Raw genomic sequence first — 5,000 nt, 5'->3', positions numbered from 1 at the left:
TGGCTTAACCATTAAACTGCTTGGGAAACTGATAGTCTAGAGTGAGGGAGAGGCAGATGGAATTGGTGGTGTAGGGGTAAAATCCGTAGATATCACCAAGAATACCCATTGCGAAGGCGATCTGCTGGAACTCAACTGACGCTAAGGCGCGAAAGCGTGGGGAGCAAACAGGATTAGATACCCTGGTAGTCCACGCCCTAAACGATGTACACTAGTTGTTGGGGTGCTAGTCATCTCAGTAATGCAGCTAACGCATTAAGTGTACCGCCTGGGGAGTACGGTCGCAAGATTAAAACTCAAAGGAATAGACGGGGACCCGCACAAGCGGTGGAGCATGTGGTTTAATTCGAAGATACGCGAAGAACCTTACCTGGGCTTGATATCCTAAGAACCTTTTAGAGATAAGAGGGTGCTAGCTTGCTAGAACTTAGAGACAGGTGCTGCACGGCTGTCGTCAGCTCGTGTCGTGAGATGTTGGGTTAAGTCCCGCAACGAGCGCAACCCACGTATTTAGTTGCTAACGGTTCGGCCGAGCACTCTAAATAGACTGCCTTCGTAAGGAGGAGGAAGGTGTGGACGACGTCAAGTCATCATGGCCCTTATGCCCAGGGCGACACACGTGCTACAATGGCATATACAATGAGACGCAATACCGCGAGGTGGAGCAAATCTATAAAATATGTCCCAGTTCGGATTGTTCTCTGCAACTCGAGAGCATGAAGCCGGAATCGCTAGTAATCGTAGATCAGCCATGCTACGGTGAATACGTTCCCGGGTCTTGTACTCACCGCCCGTCACACCATGGGAGTTGATTTCACTCGAAGCCGGAATACTAAACTAGTTACCGTCCACAGTGGAATCAGCGACTGGGGTGAAGTCGTAACAAGGTAACCGTAGGAGAACCTGCGGTTGGATCACCTCCTTTCTAGAGTACAAAGTAATAAGTCTCACAACTATTACTTCAATATATAAACTCAATTGATTCTTGTTTAGATTTCAAAGATTGATGATAAAGCTAATTGTTTATGGGGAATTAGCTCAGCTGGGAGAGCGCCTGCTTTGCACGCAGGAGGTCAGCGGTTCGATCCCGCTATTCTCCACCATTTATTAAGGGCCTATAGCTCAGCTGGTTAGAGTGCACCCCTGATAAGGGTGAGGTCACAAGTTCAAGTCTTGTTAGGCCCACCATAAAAAAGATTTGAATAAAGAAGCTTTAAAATCTAAAGCAAGTATATAAAATAGATTAAATATAAACTCTATACTTAGATTTATTTTTATCTTTAACTATAAAAGAATATACTTTAATAGATATAAGTAGCATATACATTATGCATTTATATTTATAATGATTATGTTAATATATATACTTCCTTTAGGTTTTAAACCTAAATGTTCTTTTTAATTATCATTGTTAAGAGTCACAAGCAAGTTTTAATAAAAACAATTTTACAGGACTTGTTAAAGGATAAAACCTATTTATCTTTTCTTTAGTTTAACTTAACTTTTAGCTGTCTTCTCTTCTATGAATAAAGAGAATATTAGATTTAAGGATTATAAATTAAAGACAAGTTTCAAACTCACTGCTTAGTTGAGACTAAATCATTTAGTTTTATATTAAGTGTTTGAATGCTTTCCGTCTTAAGATAAAGAAGTCTTATCATAAAAACTTTAACAAGGAAGTGATGCGTTTTAGAATCAATAATAAAAGGTAAAAAAGGTAAGCTACTAAGAGCGAATGGTGGATGCCTTGACTGGTAAAGGCGATGAAGGACGTACTAGACTGCGATAAGCTACGGGGAGCTGTCAAGAAGCTTTGATCCGTAGATTTCCGAATGGGGCAACCCAATGTATAGAGATATGCATTACCTATATAGGAGCGAACGAGGGGAATTGAAACATCTTAGTACCCTCAGGAAAAGAAATCAATAGAGATTGCGTCAGTAGCGGCGAGCGAAAGCGCAAGAGGGCAAACCCAGTGCTTGCACTGGGGGTTGTAGGACTGCAATGTGCAAGAGGTAAGTTTAGCAGAACATTCTGGAAAGTATAACCATAGAGGGTGATAGTCCCGTATGCGAAAAACAAACCTTAGCTAGCAGTATCCTGAGTAGGGCGGGACACGAGGAATCCTGTCTGAATCCGGGTCGACCACGATCCAACCCTAAATACTAATACCAGATCGATAGTGCACAAGTACCGTGAGGGAAAGGTGAAAAGAACTGAGGTGATCAGAGTGAAATAGAACCTGAAACCATTTGCTTACAATCATTCAGAGCCCTATGTAGGAATACAGGGTGATGGACTGCCTTTTGCATAATGAGCCTGCGAGTTGTGGTGTCTGGCAAGGTTAAGCAAACGCGAAGCCGTAGCGAAAGCGAGTCTGAATAGGGCGCTTAGTCAGATGCTGCAGACCCGAAACGAAGTGATCTATCCATGAGCAAGTTGAAGCTAGTGTAAGAACTAGTGGAGGACTGAACCCATAGGCGTTGAAAAGCCCCGGGATGACTTGTGGATAGGGGTGAAAGGCCAATCAAACTTCGTGATAGCTGGTTCTCTCCGAAATATATTTAGGTATAGCGTTGTGTCGTAATATAAGGGGGTAGAGCACTGAATGGGCTAGGGCATACACCAATGTACCAAACCCTATCAAACTCCGAATACCTTATATGTAATCACAGCAGTCAGGCGGCGAGTGATAAAATCCGTCGTCAAGAGGGAAACAACCCAGACTACCAGCTAAGGTCCCTAAATCTTACTTAAGTGGAAAACGATGTGAAGTTACTTAAACAACCAGGAGGTTGGCTTAGAAGCAGCCATCCTTTAAAGAAAGCGTAATAGCTCACTGGTCTAGTGATTTTGCGCGGAAAATATAACGGGGCTAAAGTAAGTACCGAAGCTGTAGACTTAGTTTACTAAGTGGTAGGAGAGCGTTCTATTTGCGTCGAAGGTATACCGGTAAGGAGTGCTGGAGCGAATAGAAGTGAGCATGCAGGCATGAGTAGCGATAATTAATGTGAGAATCATTAACGCCGTAAACCCAAGGTTTCCTACGCGATGCTCGTCATCGTAGGGTTAGTCGGGTCCTAAGTCGAGTCCGAAAGGGGTAGACGATGGCAAATTGGTTAATATTCCAATACCAACATTAGTGTGCGATGGAAGGACGCTTAGGGCTAAGGGGGCTAGCGGATGGAAGTGCTAGTCTAAGGTCGTAGGAGGTTGTACAGGCAAATCCGTATAACAATACTCCGAGAACTGAAAGGCTTTTTGAAGTCTTCGGATGGATAGAAGAACCCCTGATGCCGTCGAGCCAAGAAAAGTTTCTAAGTTTAGCTAATGTTGCCCGTACCGTAAACCGACACAGGTGGGTGGGATGAGTATTCTAAGGCGCGTGGAAGAACTCTCTTTAAGGAACTCTGCAAAATAGCACCGTATCTTCGGTATAAGGTGTGGTTAGCTTCGTACTAGGATTTACTCCGAAAGCGAAGAAACTTACAACAAAGAGTCCCTCCCGACTGTTTACCAAAAACACAGCACTCTGCTAACTCGTAAGAGGATGTATAGGGTGTGACGCCTGCCCGGTGCTCGAAGGTTAATTGATGGGGTTAGCATTAGCGAAGCTCTTGATCGAAGCCCGAGTAAACGGCGGCCGTAACTATAACGGTCCTAAGGTAGCGAAATTCCTTGTCGGTTAAATACCGACCTGCATGAATGGCGTAACGAGATGGGAGCTGTCTCAAAGAGGGATCCAGTGAAATTGTAGTGGAGGTGAAAATTCCTCCTACCCGCGGCAAGACGGAAAGACCCCGTGGACCTTTACTACAGCTTGACACTGCTACTTGGATAAGAATGTGCAGGATAGGTGGGAGGCTTTGAGTATATGACGCCAGTTGTATATGAGCCATTGTTGAGATACCACTCTTTCTTATTTGGGTAGCTAACCAGCTTGAGTTATCCTCAAGTGGGACAATGTCTGGTGGGTAGTTTGACTGGGGCGGTCGCCTCCCAAATAATAACGGAGGCTTACAAAGGTTGGCTCAGAACGGTTGGAAATCGTTCGTAGAGTATAAAGGTATAAGCCAGCTTAACTGCAAGACATACAAGTCAAGCAGAGACGAAAGTCGGTCTTAGTGATCCGGTGGTTCTGTGTGGAAGGGCCATCGCTCAAAGGATAAAAGGTACCCCGGGGATAACAGGCTGATCTCCCCCAAGAGCTCACATCGACGGGGAGGTTTGGCACCTCGATGTCGGCTCATCGCATCCTGGGGCTGGAGCAGGTCCCAAGGGTATGGCTGTTCGCCATTTAAAGCGGTACGCGAGCTGGGTTCAGAACGTCGTGAGACAGTTCGGTCCCTATCTGCCGTGGGCGTAAGAAGATTGAAGAGATTTGACCCTAGTACGAGAGGACCGGGTTGAACAAACCACTGGTGTAGCTGTTGTTCTGCCAAGAGCATCGCAGCGTAGCTAAGTTTGGAAAGGATAAACGCTGAAAGCATCTAAGCGTGAAGCCAACTCTAAGATGAATCTTCTCTAAGCTCTCTAGAAGACTACTAGTTTGATAGGCTGGGTGTGTAATGGATGAAAGTCCTTTAGCTGACCAGTACTAATAGAGCGTTTGGCTTATCTTTAATAAAGCATCACTTCCTTGTTAAGGTTTTTAAGAATACTTTAAATATAGATAATATTTAGAGTTTAATAGAAATCTTTCAAGTAGAGTTTGTATTAGAACTTGCTCTTAACATTGTTTTTTAAGTATTCTATATAAAAACTTATCAAAGATAAAAGATAAGAAAAGAAGAAAGAGAATAAAGAAAAAAGTAAAGAAATAAAAGATTAAGTTTTATTCTTAAATTCAATCTTTCAAAGAATATTTAAATAACAATGTCCGTGATTATACAGATGTGGAAACGCCTTGCTCCATCCCGAACCAAGAAGCTAAGCACATCGTGGGTGATGATACTACGCCTTACTGGCAGGGGGAAAGTAGCTCATTGCGGACTTGTTAA

2 tRNA genes and 3 rRNA genes (1 of these 5 running past the window's edge) are annotated in these 5,000 nt (G+C 43.6%); all 5 read left to right on the top strand.

The window, feature by feature from the left end:
- Window positions 1-925: ribosomal RNA gene (locus FBF15_RS09340) — 16S ribosomal RNA — on the top strand; it begins 588 nt to the left of the window's first position.
- Between the two features lie 102 nt (window positions 926-1,027).
- Window positions 1,028-1,103 (top strand) — tRNA-Ala (locus FBF15_RS09335).
- Window positions 1,104-1,111: 8 nt separating this feature from the next.
- Window positions 1,112-1,188: transfer RNA gene (locus tag FBF15_RS09330), tRNA-Ile, on the top strand.
- Window positions 1,189-1,715: 527 nt separating this feature from the next.
- A 23S ribosomal RNA gene (locus tag FBF15_RS09325) occupies window positions 1,716-4,622 on the top strand.
- Window positions 4,623-4,877: 255 nt separating this feature from the next.
- Window positions 4,878-4,994 (top strand): 5S ribosomal RNA (gene rrf, locus FBF15_RS09320).
- Together the 16S, 23S and 5S rRNA genes with 2 tRNA genes alongside form the textbook arrangement of a ribosomal RNA operon.
- The last annotated feature ends 6 nt before the right edge of the window (window positions 4,995-5,000 follow it).

This window comes from Campylobacter sp. CFSAN093233 (genome assembly GCF_011068165.1).
Classification (GTDB): domain Bacteria; phylum Campylobacterota; class Campylobacteria; order Campylobacterales; family Campylobacteraceae; genus Campylobacter_D; species Campylobacter_D jejuni.
The sequence above is the reverse complement of the archived record's forward strand: the minus strand, read 5'-3'. Positions and strand labels throughout refer to the sequence as shown.